Below are 17,732 nucleotides of genomic sequence, written 5' to 3'. Positions count from 1 at the left end.
TCGGGGGTGATTGAACACATGGAGCTTTCTGTGAAGCCGGCGCGTGAGCGATCCGGTGGAGAGATCACTAGTGAGAATGATGACATGAGTAGCGACAAAGAGTGTGAGAGACACTCTCGCCGAAAGTCCAAGGGTTCCTGCTTAAAGCTAATCTGAGCAGGGTAAGCCGACCCCTAAGGCGAGGCCGAAAGGCGTAGTCGATGGGAACCAGGTTAATATTCCTGGGCCAGATGGAAGTGACGGATCTCGAGGGTAGTTCATCCTTATCGGATTGAATGGGCTGCTTAGAGGTTCCTGGAAATAGCTCCATCGCTAGATCGTACCCTAAACCGACACAGGTGGACTGGTAGAGAATACCAAGGCGCTTGAGAGAACTATGTTGAAGGAACTCGGCAAAATACCTCCGTAAGTTCGCGAGAAGGAGGCCCGGTTCTTAGGCAACTAGGAGCTGGGGGCACAAACCAGGGGGTGGCGACTGTTTATTAAAAACACAGGGCTCTGCGAAGTCGTAAGACGACGTATAGGGTCTGACGCCTGCCCGGTGCCTGAAGGTTAAAAGGAGGGGTGAGAGCTCTGAATTGAAGCCCAGGTAAACGGCGGCCGTAACTATAACGGTCCTAAGGTAGCGAAATTCCTTGTCGGGTAAGTTCCGACCTGCACGAATGGCGTAACGACTTCCCCGCTGTCTCCAACATAGACTCAGCGAAATTGAATTACCTGTCAAGATGCAGGTTTCCCGCGGTTAGACGGAAAGACCCCGTGCACCTTTACTACAGCTTCACACTGGCAATAGGCTAGCGATGTGCAGGATAGGTGGTGGGCTTTGAAGCTGGAACGCTAGTTCCAGTGGAGCCTCCCTTGAGATACCACCCTTCGCTCGCTTGTTGTCTAACCGCGGTCCGTTATCCGGATCCGGGACCCTGTGTGGCGGGTAGTTTGACTGGGGCGGTCGCCTCCTAAAGCGTAACGGAGGCGCGCGAAGGTTGGCTCAGAGCGGTCGGAAATCGCTCGTTGAGTGCAATGGCAGAAGCCAGCCTGACTGCGAGACTGACAAGTCGAGCAGAGACGAAAGTCGGCCATAGTGATCCGGTGGTCCCAAGTGGGAGGGCCATCGCTCAACGGATAAAAGGTACGCCGGGGATAACAGGCTGATACTGCCCAAGAGTCCATATCGACGGCAGTGTTTGGCACCTCGATGTCGGCTCATCTCATCCTGGGGCTGGAGCAGGTCCCAAGGGTACGGCTGTTCGCCGTTTAAAGAGGTACGTGAGCTGGGTTTAGAACGTCGTGAGACAGTTCGGTCCCTATCTTCCGTGGGTGTAGGATACTTGAGAGGAGTTGCCCCTAGTACGAGAGGACCGGGGTGAACGATCCACTGGTGGACCTGTTGTTGCGCCAGCAGCAGTGCAGGGTAGCTATGATCGGACAGGATAACCGCTGAAGGCATCTAAGCGGGAAGCCCCCCTCAAAACAAGGTATCCCTGAGAGCCGAGGTAGACCACCTCGTCGATAGGCCAGAGATGTAAGTGCAGTAATGCATTCAGTTGACTGGTACTAATGGCTCGATAGGCTTGATTTGATCCAGTAAAAGCAAGATTTAGCTCTACAGCAGCGCTCAAGTAGCAAAGCCGTAGCGCATAAAACAAGCGATGAACAATAAATCAAAAGCATACACAGCACAGTTATTGTGCCATCTTGGACAACACGATATTTTAGCTAAGCCTTTTCTTGGTTTGGTGATCATAGCGCAAGTGAAACACCCGGTCCCATCCCGAACCCGGCAGTTAAGCACTGTAGCGCCGATGGTACTGCGTCTTAAGGCGTGGGAGAGTAGGTCATCGCCAGACCTAGTAAAGACTTAGCTAAATCGTATCTCTCAAACGATACCCAATACCAATAACCGCCCAGCAGTAATGCTCGGGCGGATTTTGCGTTCAGCGATACCGCTCGTCTTCCCCCAACTTTTGATGATACAAATCATAAAATCAAACCCGTCACGGAGCTAAGCAAAATTATGTCCAAGAAACTGTTCATCACAGGTGGTCGGGGCATGGTTGGTCGCAATATATTGGCGCATACCGCAGCACAAAACTGGGAAATCGTTGCGCCATCGTCGGGTGAACTTGATCTCACTGACCAACATGCTGTGGCTGCCTACTACGATTCCGAAAAGCCTGATGTCGTCATTCATGCGGCGGGCAAAGTCGGTGGAATTCAAGCCAATATGGCGGATCCTGTTGGTTTTCTGGACATCAACACGACCATCGGTCGCAACGTTATCATTGAGGCGCAAAAATCCGGAGCAAAAACGCTCATCAACCTCGCGTCGACGTGCATGTACCCAGCCACAGCGCCCAATCCGCTGTCCGAAGACATGATCTTAACCGCCCCGCTCGAGCCAACGAACGAAGGTTACGCGCTCGCAAAAATTCTAGCGACGCGCCTTTGCCAATACATCAGTTCGCAAGATCAATCGGCTCAATACAAAACACTGATCCCCTGTAACTTATTTGGTTTGCACGATAAATTCGATCCAGCGCATTCGCATCTCGTTCCCGCGATCATTCACAAAATGCACATCGCAAAGACGACCAACGCGACCGAAGTCGAAATTTGGGGCGATGGTACAGCCCGACGCGAATTCATGTTCGCCGCTGATCTTGCCGACGCTGTGCACGTCGCGATCGCAGACCCGACTTTGATGCCCGAACTGATGAACATTGGCCTTGGCCAAGACCACACAATCAACGAATATTATGAAACGGTGGCAGATGTGATCGGTTGGAGCGGCAATTTCGTCCACGACCTGTCAAAGCCAGTCGGCATGAAGCAAAAGCTGACATCAACCGCGCGCCAACAGGCTTGGGGCTGGTCACCAAAAACGTCGTTGCGTGACGGGCTCGCAAAGACCTACGAATTCTACTTAAAGGAAGTGGCAAAATGAACGTGAAATTCCCTCTCGCTACGTCTTCGTGGGACCAAAAAGAATACGATGCGCTCCAGCGGGTCATCGACTCCAATATGTTTTCGATGGGCCCCGAAGTCCGCATGTTCGAAGAGCAGTTTGCCAACCAGTTCGGCAGTAAGTACGCCGTGATGGTCAATTCCGGATCGTCAGCCAATCTGTTGATGACCGCCGCCCTTTTCTACACCAAAACGCCAAAGCTAAAGCGTGGTGACGAAATCATCGTGCCGGCAGTTTCGTGGAGCACGACGTACTTTCCGCTCGCGCAATACGGTCTGCACCTCAAGTTTGTCGACATCGACCAGAGCACTTTGAATTACGATCTAGACCAGTTGGCTGACGCTGTGACGGATAAAACCCGCGCAATTATGGTTGTGAACTTGCTTGGCAACCCGAATGATTTCACACGTATCGATCACATCATCGCAGGGCGCGACATCACAGTGATCGAGGACAATTGCGAAAGCATGGGCGCGACGTTCAATGGCAAACAGGCCGGCACGTTTGGCGTAATGGGAACGTTTTCCGCCTTCTTTTCGCACCACATTTCGACGATGGAAGGCGGGATCGTGGTCACCGACGACGAAGAATTGTATCATGTGATGCTGTCTTTGCGCGCGCATGGCTGGACACGAAACTTGCCAAAGTTCAACAAAGTCACCGGCGAAAAAAGCGACGACCCGTTCGAAGAGAGCTTTCGTTTTGTGCTGCCTGGCTACAATTTACGACCCCTGGAAATGTCCGGTGCTTTGGGCCAGGAACAGCTCCAAAAACTGCCCGCGCTGATCGAAGGTCGACGTACAAACGGAGCGTTGGTGCAGCAACATTTGGGACAGCATCCGTTGTTCCGTATTCAAGAAGAAATCGGGCACAGCAGCTGGTTCGGCTTTAGTCTTGTGTTGCGAGACCCAAGTGACATTTCGCGTGCTGAACTGGTTCAAAAACTGATCGCAACGGGGTTCGAATGTCGCCCGATTGTCGCAGGTAATTTCGCCAAAAACGAAGTGATGACGCACATTGATCATTCAATCCACGGCGACCTGACGAACGCAGATTTCATAGATCAGCACGGCTTGTTCATTGGCAATCACCACTACCCGATTGCCGAAGCAATCGAGGCGTTGAAAGCGATTTAGCTCGCACCAGCCAAGAAATCTCACGTTTTTCCAGCTATGCTCTTGCAGTCGCCAGAGACTCGGAATAGACGACACTTATTGGCGCGGGATGGAGCAGCCCGGTAGCTCGTCAGGCTCATAACCTGAAGGTCGTAGGTTCAAATCCTACTCCCGCAACCAATGAAACCGACAGCCCGCCCGTAAAACGGCGGGCTTCGTTCGTTCTAGGTCTGGACAATTCCAAAATTGCAGCCAATTCCCCAAATAATTCAATATGATGACCACCAGGCGCGTTCTCGTCAGGATGCAGACGCACCTCCGAAACCAGCCCGCGCAACAGCTCGATTGCTTCGTGTTTGGACGCCTCGTCATTAAGGCTGTCAGCCAATGCCGCGATCTTGGTACCGTAAACCTGTGCGAGGGCAGGGTGCAGTAGAATCGGATCTTCCTTTCGGGCTGAGGTCGATAAGCCGATCGGAACCTCGCTCGCGGAATTCATCCACTGCCCGGCAGTCGCTGCTTGCAGCGATGAGAGGGAGGGCCAGTGGAGGCAATGCCAAAACATAAACAGGCCGGACAGACGACAGTACTGACAAAAATGACCGCAAATATCGACAGAAAACGCTTGCAATGCAGGAGCCACCCACAGATGCCATTCATCGACAGGTCCAGATGCTGCGGGCGCAGCCCGCTTTGCGGTCATTCGCTGCATCTGCAAATTCGAGCCATCGGCGAACTGATAAAGTGCGGACTTAGTTAACTTTCGCTGCGGCTGCGCCGAGGTCCGCTTTGATGAAACTGTGAGCGTCACAAATGGTCCTTATTTCCAGTTACATAAGCGTATGAGTTTTGGGAGAAGCCGTCCGACGAGCACACTATGAAAGCTGGGGGAATGTTCGTTCCAGATTAGTCCTGGAGAAGGTAAGCCCTGTAACCTGTGCATCTATACAAGTTGCCCTGAACCAGCTCCCTCCAACAACTGTAGTGTTCGTGAAATTGGCATTGTCGAGGTTTGCTTTCGTGAAGTCCACATTCTTTAGGACTGCCCCAGAGAAATTTGCGCCGCCTAGGTTCGCACCATAAAAATCAACGTCCTGCAAAGTCATGCCGGAAAAATTGGAACCGGGTATGACAGCTCCATTTAGGATCAATCCGTCGAGCTCAGTTCCTCTGAAGTCGAGGCCTAGCTCTTCCAAGTAAGTTCCTAGTTCTCGGTTCCTGCCTTGTCCGGTGCTGAAATCTTCCAGCCGTTTTTGCAAATTGATATTTCTCATGGCCGGTATACCACCCTATCCGAAAAGCCTCTCCGCTCGATTTCTGCTCTCAGAGCACTTAGGTCATCGACGCTCAGTCTGCCTGTATCAATGATTACATTGTGGCCTGCGTTGAGTTCCTTCTCCACATTATCCATAGCTTTTCCGATCTCAAAACCACCACTTGAAGCCGGGAAATCGCTTCTGAAACCTTTTACATCCCATGCTTCGCCGTTCGCATCAATGAACTCTGCCGCGCCTGTGGGATCGCGTACAATCGGGCCGGGAACCAGCCCAAATTCTTCTGCACCGAGGCCGATCTCTCGTTCTCGTTTGCCTTGCTCCCTTATGCTCCTAAGTCGCGCATCCCAAGCATTGAGGGCTTCCTCTTTGGCGTCTGAAACATCTCGCAAATCGGATACCGAAACAGTTGGCACTGTGTCAGGCGGTGTCAGCGTGTTCAGGAGCATCCGAGTGTTTTCGGAAGTCACCTTGTCGAGGCGTTCGCTGAAATCGGCTCGTAAAGCGGAATAGTTTGGGAAAGTGGATTTGAGCGACAATCCCAAGCGGTAGCCAACCAGACGACCATGTCGCTGCTCTATTATGTACTGGCTGTCACCGCCATGCCGGAGAAAATCGCTGAAACCGTGTTGTATGGAACCTCCGAGTGCTTGCGAGACAGGTTCTACTTACAATTTGTAAAGAAAGGATAAGACCACCGTTCGCAACTTGCATCGCTCGCGTCAGAAGCAGACATTCGAGCGCTACGCAGCATCCGGCAGATTGGGCTCACAACTGACCTCGGATGCGGCGCAGCATCAGCCAGATCAGCATCGATTTGCCGGACACGGACGGCCCAAAGCTGCCGTTCACGCAAGCTCTCGACGCTGCGGCGCAACTCCCCCGAAGCGGACATTCGAGCAGGTGCGCAGCATTTTGCAACGCTCGATGACTGCAATGCGCGGCCTTATGTATCAAACGCACCAAGCGGGGTGTGTGAGTGATTAAGGTTTTAATACTTACTTGCCTCTATTACGCTTTCTGGTGGCCGATCAATTTCGATGGATTTCCAGCTCAATTTGATAGCGTCCTCCCAGAAGTAGAAGCAGGCTATCAAAAGACACCATTCGTCGCCCTTGCCGAAGACCCTATGGCCACTTGGCATTGGCTCGATACTGACCTTCGCGTTCTCGCCTTGGAATATGGTGCTTTTATTAAAAAAGAAGCGGTCGAAGTCTTCAAGGAGCACGCCCTCGATGACCGCACTAACATCATCCCCCGAAATTGTATCACGACTATAAAAGGCGAAAGTGCAAATGGCATCTTTGGCTGGAAGCCTTCCTTTGTTTGTCGCATTCACAGCCATAGTTTTTTTAGGGGAACTTCGATACATTCGCCTCAAGATTTTGTGGCGCATATCGCCGTCAAGTACCAGCCAAGGCCTTTGCTCTTCGCGCATAATTTGGTTGGTCCGTCCCATCTCACTAAGGGTCGCGAAAATTACGAAGATGGAGACAGCACCAAGGGCCAAGCCAACAACAGCCGTGGCACCCATGATCTTCGTGAAAAAGGCCATTTGCTGTTGAGCATTAAGGTCTTGGTTGGCGCGATCATGGTCGCGGGCGGCCTCTATCTCCTCATGAATACAGTCCCGCATGGGTATAGGCTCAAGACTAAGACATTTCTCATCAATACGGTCCTCGGCATACTCTATGTGGTATTGGGTGCTTTGTTCGCCTCTTATTCTTTGTTCAGCTTGATCGGCGGATAGGTCCCAAATGAAAATGCCGCAAATTACGGCAAGTACCGATAGAAGCGAGGCCCATGCAAGCGGGCCTTTTAAGAGGGATTCGAGGTTCACAACCTAATCTCAGTCACCTCAATTGCAGTCATACATTGTAAAAAGAATGCCATGGTGAAAACGCCTCTGCTGATCTTATTGGCAATGTTTTTTTCATTTTCATCAACATCTATTTTTGAAAGTAAATCAGATAGTTGAGCGTAGGTTACGCCTTTTCGTTTTAACTCAGAACGAAGCAAGTTCTTTGATTTATCGGACCATTCCGCGTCTGTGTGGTGCTTGGGCATCGCTATCTCCGTGGTAAATACCTCATTAATAGGGTTATACCCCTTGACGTGATGATGTGTAACCCCTATTAATAGGGTATAGACATCATAGGTAATGACGATAAAACAATGGCACAACACTTTCTTCTCTCAGCGGCATCACGCACACTCAGCCTTCGCAGCATCTACAAAGCTGGCGAACAGGCTGCGTATGAGAAGTTCTGTGAAATGCGCTGGCCTGAGACTGACGGCGAGGCGATCTGCCCACGTTGCTCACATGACGAAGTTTATAACATCACCACGCGCCGCAAGTTTAAGTGCAAGGCATGTGCACACCAGTTTAGCGTTACATCTGGCACAATCTTTGCATCGCGCAAGATGGATTTCGTGGACCTGCTGGCCGCTATTTGCATTATCGTTAATGCGTCCAAGGGCGTGTCTATGGTCCAGTTGTCGCGTGATCTGGATTGCCAGTATAAAACAGCCTTCGTGCTGGCTCACAAGCTGCGTGAGGCTATGGCTGCCGAAATCCACACTGGCGAAGTTCTGGAAGGCCACATCGAAATTGACGGCGCATATTTTGGTGGTCACATTCGCCCACATAATGAGAAAGCCAAGCGCGTTGACCGTCGCCTTAAGCAGCACCAGACAGGCAAACGCCGCGTCGTTATCGCCATGCGTGAGCGTGAGGGCCGTACACTGCCATTCGTCGGCTTTTCCGAGGCAGAGGGCGTTGCATTAGCTAATGAGAACGTAAGCCGTCTGTCCACAATGTCAGCGGACGAAGCAAGTCATTGGGATGAACTGCACATGGGCTACCACGTTGACCGCGTGAATCACTCAGAAATCTACAGCGACCACGGCAAGCACACAAACATGGTGGAAAGCTTCTTTTCTCGCCTGCGCAACATGGTTGAAGGCCAGCACCACCATGTCAGCCCACAATACCTTCACCAGTACGCAAACCACTCTGCATGGTTGGAAGACAATCGCCGCACTGACAACGGTACGCAGGCAGAGATTATCGTTTCAAACGCGATGGGTGCGCCAGTATCGCGGCAGTGGAAAGGGTATTGGCAGCGTGTGTCTTGATCTTAGATCAATAATAAGCTTGATCTAAGATCATGTTAAGTCTACTTTCACAATTGAGCATATAATAATACAGGACAAGCGCATGGCTGCCACCGAAGCTTTTGAAACTGAATTCCTCCGTGAATTCGCAAATACATACGTAAGCGAAATCACTTATTCTGGAGGTACTTGGAGTGATATCGATCTAATTCAGGATCAGGGTTATTTGGTTGGATTGGCTGATGTGCTGTACGTACTGAAAACAGGTTCTGTCACGAATTCCGATAAAAGGGATAGTGACGGTGCATTTTGGGAAGTTGAAGGAACGACTTGCCATGATGCTAATTTGGTCATTCGCACTCAGGTGTGGTGTGACTGTTACAAAATCCGCGTACTTAACGTGGCAATCTTGGGAGAGAACAATGCTTGATATATCCGCAGTTAAGTGCGGGGCTTCCACAACGCGCGTTGTGGATGTGTTTGATGCGACAGGCATCCTTTGCGCACCATTTGAAGTTGCGCTCTATGACTCAGTCCAACAGGTTATCGATGTAAACGGAGAAGTCATTGAGACAATAATCCCTGATCCAGCGGGTCTTGTTAGAGCGGTCGCATTTCTTCGGGCTTTACACCCACAGAAGTTAGACTGTGATGATCTGAAGTTCTTACGGTCTGCCTTAGACCTTAAGGCCACAGCGCTTGCTAAGAAAATGGGTGTCACACCGGAACACTTGTCGCGGCTTGAAAGTGGGGCGAAGGTTCTGCAGCCTCAAAGTGAGCAGCAACTTCGCACCTTAACTGTTGCTCTGTCGTGCACAGCGACAAAGGCCAAGGACGCCACTCTTGCGGAGTTTTCAAAGCATCTGATGGGCATATTTGATGACATTAAGCCCTGTCGCCTTGTAGACGATGCTCCGCTGCTAATATCCCTTCGTCGTGATCGCGTCGATGGATGCGACGTGGATACTGAAGGTCTTTGGGATGAAAACGCCCAAGTAGCCTAACCTATAAGCTGGCCCTACGGGGCCAGCCTCCACAAGCACCCATCCGGCCCAAAGTCCTGCACAACATACCCCGCCTTCTGCGCCCTCTGAATGGCGTCACGCGTTCGCTTTAGCACGTCAGCCCATAGGTCGTCGTCAGCATCCCAGCCCTTACGCTCAATAATCAGCTTTGCGATTGTCTCATCATCCGCAGGTCCTTGCCGTAGCGTGTCTAGGATTGCGAGCTTTAACTCATTGCGTCCAAACATCTGCTTGTACTTTGTACGCGCTGGTATGTCCTTGGGGTCGTCCTGATAGCCGCACAGCACCAGTGCGCGGTCTATGGCGTCTACATCGGCCTTAAGCGCGTCAGCCGCCTTCACAGCGACCTTGTGCTGACCTGCCAATTCACCGCGCTTCTTGATAAGTCCGAATATCGTGTGTTCCATGCGGGTATTATGGATTCACAGCCCTGTTTTTATAAGGTATGTTGTTGGTGCGTTTGATACATAAGGCCGTGAATGTCTGCTTTGAGGTTTGAGCACTCAACCAAAAACTGCGGAATGACGCCCTTATGCCCGACCAGTCGCAGATATTCTCTTCAACGAAGTCACGACAATCGCTATCCAGAACATACCCCACACTGAAGAACTCATTAGCGTTTCCGTTTGGTGTTTCATGCACAGACTTGTCACTTTGAGCATGGCTGCTCCGCTTAAAGCGCGCCTCGGAGACACAGGCTTGCACGAGTTTTCCAAGCAGGTTGTAGGCCGCCTTGTCGAAGCCAGCGCCGAGTAGGGGGACCCAGCCACGCCAGAATAGCACTGCGCAAATCTCTACGTCATTCGGTATCCCACATTGCGCAACGTCACGATGCGTTGTCCCTCCTGACCGAGCTTTCGGCGCAGCCGACCGACATATACATCGACAACATTGGTCAAAGGGTCCGCATTCAGACCCCAGACCGTATTCAGGATGCGCTCTCTGGACAAAACGCGCCCATTGCTTGTTAGGAAAAGTTGCAAAAGATCGCGCTCTTTCTTCGAGAGATCAATCGGTTTGTCTTTCACATTGACTTCAAGGGAGGCACGGTCGAACGTAATTGCGCCGTTGGCGATGATCGTGTCGCTCACGTCCGTGGCATAGCCGGTGGCGCGGCGGTGCAACGCCTCCACGCGCGCGACAAGCTCGTCAAAATCAAACGGTTTGGGCAAGTAGTCATCGGCGCCGATTTTCAGGCCCTCGACCTTTTCCTCGGGCCCGTCGAGCGCAGTGAGCATCATAATCGGTATCTTGGATTTGCGCGCACGGAGTTTGCGGCAGACATCCTGCCCCTGGATGCCCGGCAACATCAGGTCCAGCAGCACGACATCGTAGCTGTTTTGCGCGGCAAGCTCTAGCCCGTCTTCTCCGTTGGCGGCATGATCGACCGACCAGCCTTCCGCCGCAAGACCACGGCGGACAAAGTCGGCAACGCGCGCCTCGTCTTCAATCAATAGAATGTTCATCGACTGTTCCTTCATAACTTCGCGCGGTCGCCCATGCGACCATAACCAATTCCGCTTCCAAGCGAATCTATGTTCATCCGGGCCCAGCTTCGGTCGGCACTGGACGTTGACGCGGCTCTTTCGGGATCTTCATGACAACGCGCAGGCCACCTTCGTCCGGATCTTCCAATTCAACTGTGCCGCCGTGGGCAAGCACAATGGATTTTACCACCGGCAGACCAAGGCCGCTGCCCTCGATCCCCTGTCCGGACGCGTTTGATCCACGAAAGAACCGGTCAAAAGCCTTGGATTTCTCTTCCGGGGTCAGGCCTGGCCCATCGTCTTCCACCGCGATGATATTCTCGGTCGCACTCTGGCGCAGTGACACGCATATGGATGGGCCTCCATACCGCTTGGCGTTGTGCAACAGCGCCAGCACAGATTGCCGCAGCCTGACTTCATCAACGCTCCCGACAATCTTGGCATCAGAACTATCCACCAGGACTGTCTCGGGGAACATTGATACCGCGTCGCGCACTATCTTGAGCAACTCGACTTCCTTGCGATCAAGTCTGAGTTGTCCAGCCTCGAGGCGGGCAACGGTCAGCATATCGTCGACAATCTGGTTTGTGTGTTTGGCAGATTCGCGAATGCGTGCCAGCGCGTCAGACACTTCCACACCCAATGTACGCTGGGTGCGCAGGGTCACGTCGGCCTCACCCAGAATGATCGCCAGTGGCGTACGCAGTTCATGACTGATATCGGCCATCAATTGTTTGCGGTTTTCCTCACCTGTTTCAAGTTTCTTGATCAGCTGCTGCAGTTCTGCCGTGCGGGCATCGACCGTTTCCTCCAGCTGTTTCTTCTGTTCCGCCCGTGTCGCCTCTCGCACGGCAAGTCCTTCACCCATGTCCTGCAGGACCGTCCCGAGTTCGCGGAACTCAAGGCTGCCACCGAGGGCCACAGGTTTGGAGTAATCCGCCCTGCGCAACCGCTCGATTTCATTGCGCAGGCGGACGATAGGTTGCCGGATTTGTCCGTTGAACGACAACAAAGCAACGATCAATGTTCCTACCGCCAGTGCCACCAATACATAGACCAGCTTTTCATTTCGCGCCCGAAACGCTACAGCATCAGCCAGCACTTCCTCGGTTTCTTCAATTTCCTCTTCAAGTGCGGCGGCAATCTTGCGGTCCAGTTCAACGTCGATGCCACCGTCCAGCAGCGCGGCAAGGCGCTCTGCCTGAACGAAGGTTTCAAGCGGATCATCGGTGGTCTTCAGCGCCGCGACGCTGGCATTCAGGGAGCGAATGTCGGCCTCTATCTCGGCGAGCAGTTCCAGCTCTTCCAGTTCCTCTTCGCCAACCATCTCGATCTCGCGTTCAATTGTTCGGCGAATGTCCAGCAGGGTCTGATCAATTCTGGCGCGCAGATCACGTTCCGCCGCGCCACTCTCACTGCCCCCAAGCAGCAGCGATCCGCTATGTTGTTTGAACAGACGATAAAGTTTCGTTTCCAGCTTCAGGTGCAGCCCATAGGATTCCTGCGCCAGTTGCGTGCGCGCGTCCCACCACCGCGATTTTTCAAGGTTGTACAGGGTCAGCCCGGCCAGCCCACCAATCAGGCCAATGACAACAACGGCATAAATACCAAAAAGGGTCGTGGAACGCATATCAGATTACCTTTGGGATCGACGTTGTAGAGCACGTTTCGAGTGGTTCTGCCAACACCAGCGTTGCAGAACTATATTCCTGCAAAGCCTCTTGCAACGCATGCGCTTCCGGCTCAGCGGACCAGCGCAGCGATGCGATGACAATCACGTCCGCTTTGCCCAGAACCGCACGCGCCAGATCAAGCCGGAGCGTTTGTGCCGCACTCAGGCCTTTGCCGTTTTCCGACAGGCGCTGATCCAGCCCGCCCGAAGCCAGCAGATCCTCAAGGCCGAAGCCTGTAAGGACCGCGGTGATACGTGCGTCCGTGGGGCGTTTGCGGTTCATCAATGTGGCTGAGCGGCGCAGGCTGCCCTGCAATCCGACGTGTTCGTCACCGATGTACGCGACACAAGGACGTTGCGCTTTGCCGTCAAAGCGCACATCGAGGGTATCGTACGTATCCAGCCCCGCAATGGCACGTGCAATGTGACGGCAGGCGGGGCCATTGAGGTGAGCCGTCTTTGCGCCCGCAACCTCGAAGGCGACCGGCGTGTTGCCCAGGCGTCCAACGGTCGTTACGGAAACCGCGGCCTTTGAGGTCTTCAACGACCGGCGCACCGCAGGTTCGCGCAGCAGGTTTTGCGCTTTTTCCCGCGCGACGCGCCAGGCGCAATATTGGTCCCAGGCCGCACCCAGTTGTTGCAGTGGCAGGGCAACCAGTGCCAGAACCGAAAGGCTGGCGGCAACAGTCGCGGGTGCAATCCCCGTCACGCTGGCCGACCACAGCATCGCCAGACCGGAGGCCGCTGTTCCGGCTTGCAAAAGCGATTGCAAACCGACCGTGCGCCCACGTCGGGCAACAGCGTCATCGCGCAGCCGTGCACCCTGCACGTCCAGACGTCGCAATTCGGCGCTGGTGCGGCCCATGACGTCCAGTTCCGGCGCAATGGCGATGCGTTCGATCATGGAAATGGCGATACCGGCACGGCGCTTGCGCAACCGGCGGTGACGCCGTTCAAGATGCCATGCCGCAACAGCCATCACTACCAGCGCGAGTGCAAGCGGGGCCAGACCGCGTGTGGCAAGAACCGGGCTCAGCGCATAAAGGATAGCGACGGCACCGGGCAGCACGACGCAGGCCGACAGCACTTCGGGCAACCCCCGCCCGAACCACAGACGCGCTGCAGACAGATCACCCACAAAGCGCAGCGAAAGTGCACCGACACGGCGTTCCTCGTGCCGCGCTTTGGGCAGCCGCGCGATCTTGGCGTAAAGCGTGCGGCGCAAATCGATGGCATAGCTTTGGCCAAGCCGTTCGGCGCGGCAGCCGGAGATGAACAGGCACAGCGCCGTCAGCGCACCGGCCAGCGCCAGTTCCAGAACCGTTGCAGCGGCAAGCGGGACACCGCCGTGCAGCGCGGCAAAGGCATCGCGAGTGGCAAAGGCCGCAACCGCAAGCGCTGCGGCCTGCACGATCCCGCATGATACGATGAGGGCCGCATCAAAGACGCGGTCCCTTGTGGCCATTGGCGGGAGAGGCGTCATGCGGCCACAGTCTGCGGAGCACGGCGCATCAGGGGGGCGACGTGCGACGCAATGGTGTCAGGGGACCAGAGGTCTTCGCGGGTCAGGATCGGCAGGCCGGTGACCTCTGCCGCTTCAGAGGCGGCAAGCGGGGAACAGCTGACCATGCCGCTGATGGCGAAGGCCCCAAGGTCCATCTTGTTCAGGACCGTTTCGCCCCCCAGCGCGCTCAGCGCATCGGGTGCCGCAAAGAGGATCCCGTCCAGTCGGTCCCGGATCTTGCCCGATTGCAAAATGGCGCGGGTTTCCTGCTGGAATACCCCATCCGCGATCTCGACCACCACAACCTCTGCGCCGCGTGCCGCAGCGGTGGCGACCAGCGTCTCGAACCCCTCTTCGATCCGATCCATCGGCATCCGGTAGGTTGTGGGCATGCCCACATCCGTGAAATCAAGTGCCGGTGCGCCGCCGTCCTCAAAGCTGTTGAAGTCGCCAAAAGCACCCGTTCCGGTCGCTTTGACACCCGCCACGCTGTAGCCCGATTTCATGAGGCCATGCGCAAGGCTGGATGCAGCCGTGGTCTTGCCTGAGTTCATCGAGGCGCCAAAGACACCAATGACGGTCACGTCATTGTTCGAGGCCGTGGCGGGCAATGCATATGAGGCGATGTTCATCACCTGACCCTGCGCGCCGGTCAAAAGGCCCAGCGGTCTCAGGCGGGTCGGTTCATCCATCCGGATATGCGCGACATCGACACGGCCTGCAACACCGCCACCGGCGACAAGGTCAATGAGATCGTCGTCGATGACGGCAGACGCCAGGAATTGATCCGGCGCATAACGGTCGCCCAGACACAGAACCACAAGGTCGCCCGGATAGCTAACTGACACGCGGCGCTCAGCGAGCTGGATCTTCTTGTGCTGCCCGATCTCGGCGATTTCGCAAAGGATCAGGTCACCGGCCTTGGCGGCGGCAAAGTTCGTGGACAGGCCGCGTACATCGGTGCGGGTGACGCGGCGGGTTGTAAAGGCCCATTTTGCGTTTGTGCAGAGGGCGGCGGAAAGTGGTTTCATTTGGGTCATTGGTCGTCTCCGTTGTAAAGCATGTGTTGTGCATCCTTTCTGACGCCTCTCGCTGACAGCTTTCCGGCAGTCTGATGAACCATTGCTCTGAAATCGGGTGAACGGGAGATGAACGGCGCGATTGGTGGGCGATGGACGCATATCAGTCATCGCCACCATCCCCGTCTCCGTCGCCATCCCCTTCACTGCCGCTGTCATCACGGTCCCCATCATCGCCATCTTCATTATCGTTCGTGCTGGCGTCGCCCGTGCCTCCTCCACTTCTGCTCCCCTGTCGCAACTCGGAGATTGTCAACTTGCCGTCTCCGTTGTGATCGGACTGTGACAGCAGCCGCGCGGCACCACGGGAACCAAAGGCACTGACAAGTTCATCACGGCTCAGCACCCGGTCCGAATTGGTGTCTACATTGCGAAAGCTGGCAGATTGCGCGAAGGCGGGTGTCAAAAAAGCGTAGATCACGAGAACCGCACAGGCACCGACAACCCATACCCCCAGCCGCGGCATGAAATTTCTCCCTGTGCATCTTGCTGCCAATAAACTGTTCAGCACCTAATCCGATTCCCAAACTTATGCCGCACCACTGATTTGCGCCCGTGGCCTCAAGCGGATGAAGTTCGCACAGACACATGAAGCGCGATCTAATTCTAAATGAACGCCAGATGAACGCGGAAGCGGGTCCAAAGACTACGCTACTTATCCTCTTGCTGATCAGAGAAGCACTCCCACCACCCACCAATCCACCACTGTCATAAATAGTTCATAAAACTGTAACACGACTTTCACCTCGTATGCAGAACCGCTCCTTCCAGTACCTCCAGTTTGTCCAAAGAATGCCGACCATTCCGGTGGCATAAACAGAATGGTTGGAACTATGCTGGAACATCCTGTTCGACGACCTGCAGACTCTGAATGAAGAGAAACTAATTGACGACTATCTGGAAAGCGTCACGTACGGCTTGCCGGTGAAACGGTAGCTCTTACACGTAGTATGCGTCTCGTTGCAAAGCCGACCTTTAGCCTTGTCGTTCGATGCTGTATACGCGGCCCCCATTGTAGACAGTCGCTGCAAACGCAAAAATTCAGCGACAAGAGAATTCACACATTGCGGAACGAGATGGACGTTGGTCAAAGCAAGCCAAACGTCCGCTCTCGATGACCAAGGGACGTGATAGACAACCAGACAAGATTAAGAAGTGTGATGGCTCTGCAGTGACGCGAGACCTTGTTCTTACATACCCGTCACCATCGTGCACTGAGGTGCCCCTAGTATTGTAGACGCTTTGCTTGGTAATTTTGGAACCAAGGAGAGACGGTTATGAACAAGGGAATACGGTTTACGGACGAGTTCAAACAGGACGCCGTGGCGCAGGTTGTTGAGCGTGGATATGCGGTCAGCGAAGTGGTCGAGCGGTTGGGTATCAGCACCAAATCCCTGTACACATGGAAGGCTCAGTTTGTGAAGTCACCACGCGCCCGATCTGAGGTTGCGGAACAGGCTGCTGAGATAAGACGGTTGAAGCGCGAACTGGCCCGGGTGACCGAGGAACGCACCATCTTAAAAAAGGCGACCGTCGCGCTGCCCGGCAGGGTATTGCGCAGCAATGCACGAGAGGGAACTTCGCGCGAGAGTCTCAGTGAAGTACGCATTTATTGAGGCTCATCGGGCGGAGTTTTCGGTGCGGTCAATGTGTCGTGTGCTGATGGTGCATTTCAGTGGCTTTTACGCATGGGTTAAAGAACCGTTGAGCCAGCGTGCGCTTGAAGACGCTCGGCAAACTGATCTGCTGCAACAGGCATGGACGGACAGCGGCAAGGTCTACGGCTACCGCAAACTGCACGATGATCTTTTGGATCAAGGCGAGACCTGCTCAGAGAACCGTGTTGCACGTTTGACCAGCTTAGCAGGCATCTCGGCACAGATTGACTACAGACGCCGTCCAGGGCGCTATGGCGGCAAGCCTGCTGTTGTTGCCGACAACACCTTGGACCGTCATTTCGAAGTTGATGCGCCCGATACGGTATGGGTGACAGACATTACCTACATCAGAACGCATGAGGGCTGGTCGTATCTCGCTGTGGTCATTGATCTGTTCTCGCGGCGTGTCGTTGGCTGGTCAATGCAGTCGCGCATGACAACTGATCTTGCTTTGCAAGCACTGTTAGCTGCTGTTTGGCGGCGCAAACCAAAGACCAAGGTGATGATCCATTCTGATCAAGGATCGCAGTTCACGGGCAAAGAGTGGCAATCGTTCCTGGACAAACACAATCTGGATGCCAGCATGAGCAGACGTGGGAACTGCCATGACAATGCGGTGGCTGAAAGCTTCTTCCAGCTTTTGAAACGGGAACGCGTCAGGCGGCGGACATATGTCACACGCGACGCAGCAAGACAGGACGTGTTCGACTACATCGAGATGTTCTACAACCCGACCCGCAAGCACACCAACAACGGCATGCTGTCGCCAGTTGACTATGAAACAGAACAAAGAAAAATGAACAAGGCAGGCGTCTAGGAAACTAGGGGCACCTCAA

At 54.1% G+C, this 17,732-nt stretch carries 15 protein-coding genes, 1 tRNA gene, 2 rRNA genes and 1 pseudogene (1 of these 19 running past the window's edge); 10 read left to right on the top strand and 9 right to left on the bottom strand.

From position 1 onward, the window contains the following. The 5 genes from ACFIO0_RS15590 to ACFIO0_RS15570 all read left to right on the top strand — a co-directional run. Nucleotides 1–1,579, top strand: a 23S ribosomal RNA gene (locus tag ACFIO0_RS15590); it begins 1,255 nt to the left of the window's first position. A gap of 153 nt (nt 1,580–1,732) precedes the next feature. Beyond that, nucleotides 1,733–1,847 (top strand): 5S ribosomal RNA (gene rrf, locus ACFIO0_RS15585). Between the two features lie 167 nt (nt 1,848–2,014). Continuing rightward, entirely contained in the window at nt 2,015–2,944 is a 930-nt protein-coding gene (locus ACFIO0_RS15580; protein WP_390911321.1) for an NAD-dependent epimerase/dehydratase family protein, read from the top strand. After that, a complete protein-coding gene (locus ACFIO0_RS15575; RefSeq protein WP_390911320.1) occupies nt 2,941–4,101 on the top strand; it encodes a DegT/DnrJ/EryC1/StrS family aminotransferase in 1,161 nt (386 codons plus the stop codon). Before ACFIO0_RS15580 ends, ACFIO0_RS15575 begins: the two co-directional genes overlap by 4 nt. An 82-nt stretch (nt 4,102–4,183) precedes the next feature. Then, a tRNA-Met gene (locus ACFIO0_RS15570) sits at nt 4,184–4,260 on the top strand. A 695-nt stretch (nt 4,261–4,955) separates the two neighbouring features. On the opposite strand, the gene ACFIO0_RS15565 is transcribed toward ACFIO0_RS15570, so the two are convergent. Both ACFIO0_RS15565 and ACFIO0_RS15560 read right to left on the bottom strand, forming a co-directional pair. Beyond that, a complete protein-coding gene (locus ACFIO0_RS15565; protein WP_390911319.1) occupies nt 4,956–5,354 on the bottom strand; it encodes a pentapeptide repeat-containing protein in 399 nt (132 codons plus the stop codon). Further along, nucleotides 5,351–5,893, bottom strand: a complete 543-nt coding sequence (locus ACFIO0_RS15560; protein ID WP_390911318.1) for a hypothetical protein — start codon at nt 5,891–5,893, stop codon at nt 5,351–5,353. The genes ACFIO0_RS15565 and ACFIO0_RS15560 overlap by 4 nt, the downstream gene beginning before the upstream one ends. A gap of 440 nt (nt 5,894–6,333) precedes the next feature. Between ACFIO0_RS15560 and ACFIO0_RS15555 the strand changes: the two genes are divergently transcribed. Continuing rightward, nucleotides 6,334–7,104 (top strand): hypothetical protein, encoded by a 771-nt coding sequence (locus tag ACFIO0_RS15555; protein ID WP_390911317.1) that lies wholly within the window; start codon nt 6,334–6,336, stop codon nt 7,102–7,104. An 86-nt stretch (nt 7,105–7,190) separates the two neighbouring features. On the opposite strand, the gene ACFIO0_RS15550 is transcribed toward ACFIO0_RS15555, so the two are convergent. Continuing rightward, nucleotides 7,191–7,421, bottom strand: a complete 231-nt coding sequence (locus ACFIO0_RS15550) for a DUF6471 domain-containing protein (RefSeq protein ID WP_390911316.1) — start codon at nt 7,419–7,421, stop codon at nt 7,191–7,193. 108 nt (nt 7,422–7,529) lie between these two features. Between ACFIO0_RS15550 and ACFIO0_RS15545 the strand changes: the two genes are divergently transcribed. The 3 genes from ACFIO0_RS15545 to ACFIO0_RS15535 all read left to right on the top strand — a co-directional run bounded on the left by ACFIO0_RS15545 (nt 7,530) and on the right by ACFIO0_RS15535 (nt 9,475). Beyond that, entirely contained in the window at nt 7,530–8,492 is a 963-nt protein-coding gene (locus ACFIO0_RS15545; RefSeq protein WP_390911315.1) for an IS1595 family transposase, read from the top strand. Nucleotides 8,493–8,574: 82 nt separating this feature from the next. Continuing rightward, nucleotides 8,575–8,901: a hypothetical protein gene (locus tag ACFIO0_RS15540; protein ID WP_390911314.1), complete on the top strand. Its 327-nt coding sequence runs from the start codon at nt 8,575–8,577 to the stop codon at nt 8,899–8,901. Further along, nucleotides 8,894–9,475: a helix-turn-helix domain-containing protein gene (locus ACFIO0_RS15535; protein ID WP_390911313.1), complete on the top strand. Its 582-nt coding sequence runs from the start codon at nt 8,894–8,896 to the stop codon at nt 9,473–9,475. The genes ACFIO0_RS15540 and ACFIO0_RS15535 overlap by 8 nt, the downstream gene beginning before the upstream one ends. 14 nt (nt 9,476–9,489) lie before the next feature. Here ACFIO0_RS15535 and ACFIO0_RS15530 read toward each other — a convergent pair whose 3' ends face one another. The 6 genes from ACFIO0_RS15530 to ACFIO0_RS15505 form a co-directional block, all read right to left on the bottom strand. Continuing rightward, nucleotides 9,490–9,903, bottom strand: coding sequence for a hypothetical protein (locus ACFIO0_RS15530; protein ID WP_390911312.1), 414 nt, complete (start codon nt 9,901–9,903; stop codon nt 9,490–9,492). A 387-nt stretch (nt 9,904–10,290) separates the two neighbouring features. Further along, nucleotides 10,291–10,962: a response regulator gene (locus ACFIO0_RS15525; RefSeq protein ID WP_390911311.1), complete on the bottom strand. Its 672-nt coding sequence runs from the start codon at nt 10,960–10,962 to the stop codon at nt 10,291–10,293. Between the two features lie 73 nt (nt 10,963–11,035). Continuing rightward, on the bottom strand, nt 11,036–12,613 hold the full coding sequence (locus ACFIO0_RS15520; protein WP_390911310.1) for an ATP-binding protein: 1,578 nt from the start codon (nt 12,611–12,613) through the stop codon (nt 11,036–11,038). 1 nt (nt 12,614) lies between these two features. Continuing rightward, a complete protein-coding gene (locus ACFIO0_RS15515) occupies nt 12,615–14,120 on the bottom strand; it encodes an ABC transporter transmembrane domain-containing protein (protein ID WP_390911309.1) in 1,506 nt (501 codons plus the stop codon). Nucleotides 14,121–14,134: 14 nt separating this feature from the next. Then, nucleotides 14,135–15,199, bottom strand: coding sequence for a hypothetical protein (locus tag ACFIO0_RS15510; protein ID WP_390911308.1), 1,065 nt, complete (start codon nt 15,197–15,199; stop codon nt 14,135–14,137). Between the two features lie 142 nt (nt 15,200–15,341). Further along, nucleotides 15,342–15,704: a hypothetical protein gene (locus tag ACFIO0_RS15505; protein ID WP_390911307.1), complete on the bottom strand. Its 363-nt coding sequence runs from the start codon at nt 15,702–15,704 to the stop codon at nt 15,342–15,344. Nucleotides 15,705–16,515: 811 nt separating this feature from the next. On the opposite strand from ACFIO0_RS15505, the pseudogene ACFIO0_RS15500 reads away from it, so the two are divergent. After that, nucleotides 16,516–17,713: pseudogene (locus ACFIO0_RS15500) on the top strand (IS3 family transposase). Nucleotides 17,714–17,732: the final 19 nt, after the last annotated feature.

The sequence above is a fragment of the Pseudosulfitobacter sp. SM2401 genome, from assembly GCF_042932805.1.
Lineage (GTDB): Bacteria > Pseudomonadota > Alphaproteobacteria > Rhodobacterales > Rhodobacteraceae > Ascidiaceihabitans.
This window is presented reverse-complemented; position numbering and strand designations above follow the sequence as displayed.

Bases quoted from the DNA above. Each gene is read 5' to 3' on its own strand.
- ACFIO0_RS15505 (WP_390911307.1), bottom strand. From the start codon at position 15,704: ATGCCGCGGCTGGGGGTATGGGTTGTCGGTGCCTGTGCGGTTCTCGTG.
- ACFIO0_RS15580 (WP_390911321.1), top strand. From the start codon at position 2,015: ATGTCCAAGAAACTGTTCATCACAGGTGGTCGGGGCATGGTTGGTCGC.
- ACFIO0_RS15575 (WP_390911320.1), top strand. From the start codon at position 2,941: ATGAACGTGAAATTCCCTCTCGCTACGTCTTCGTGGGACCAAAAAGAA.
- ACFIO0_RS15520 (WP_390911310.1), bottom strand. From the start codon at position 12,613: ATGCGTTCCACGACCCTTTTTGGTATTTATGCCGTTGTTGTCATTGGC.
- ACFIO0_RS15545 (WP_390911315.1), top strand. From the start codon at position 7,530: ATGGCACAACACTTTCTTCTCTCAGCGGCATCACGCACACTCAGCCTT.
- ACFIO0_RS15530 (WP_390911312.1), bottom strand. From the start codon at position 9,903: ATGGAACACACGATATTCGGACTTATCAAGAAGCGCGGTGAATTGGCA.
- ACFIO0_RS15565 (WP_390911319.1), bottom strand. From the start codon at position 5,354: ATGAGAAATATCAATTTGCAAAAACGGCTGGAAGATTTCAGCACCGGA.
- ACFIO0_RS15535 (WP_390911313.1), top strand. From the start codon at position 8,894: ATGCTTGATATATCCGCAGTTAAGTGCGGGGCTTCCACAACGCGCGTT.
- ACFIO0_RS15510 (WP_390911308.1), bottom strand. From the start codon at position 15,199: ATGACCCAAATGAAACCACTTTCCGCCGCCCTCTGCACAAACGCAAAA.
- ACFIO0_RS15515 (WP_390911309.1), bottom strand. From the start codon at position 14,120: ATGGCCACAAGGGACCGCGTCTTTGATGCGGCCCTCATCGTATCATGC.
- ACFIO0_RS15525 (WP_390911311.1), bottom strand. From the start codon at position 10,962: ATGAACATTCTATTGATTGAAGACGAGGCGCGCGTTGCCGACTTTGTC.
- ACFIO0_RS15550 (WP_390911316.1), bottom strand. From the start codon at position 7,421: ATGCCCAAGCACCACACAGACGCGGAATGGTCCGATAAATCAAAGAAC.
- ACFIO0_RS15540 (WP_390911314.1), top strand. From the start codon at position 8,575: ATGGCTGCCACCGAAGCTTTTGAAACTGAATTCCTCCGTGAATTCGCA.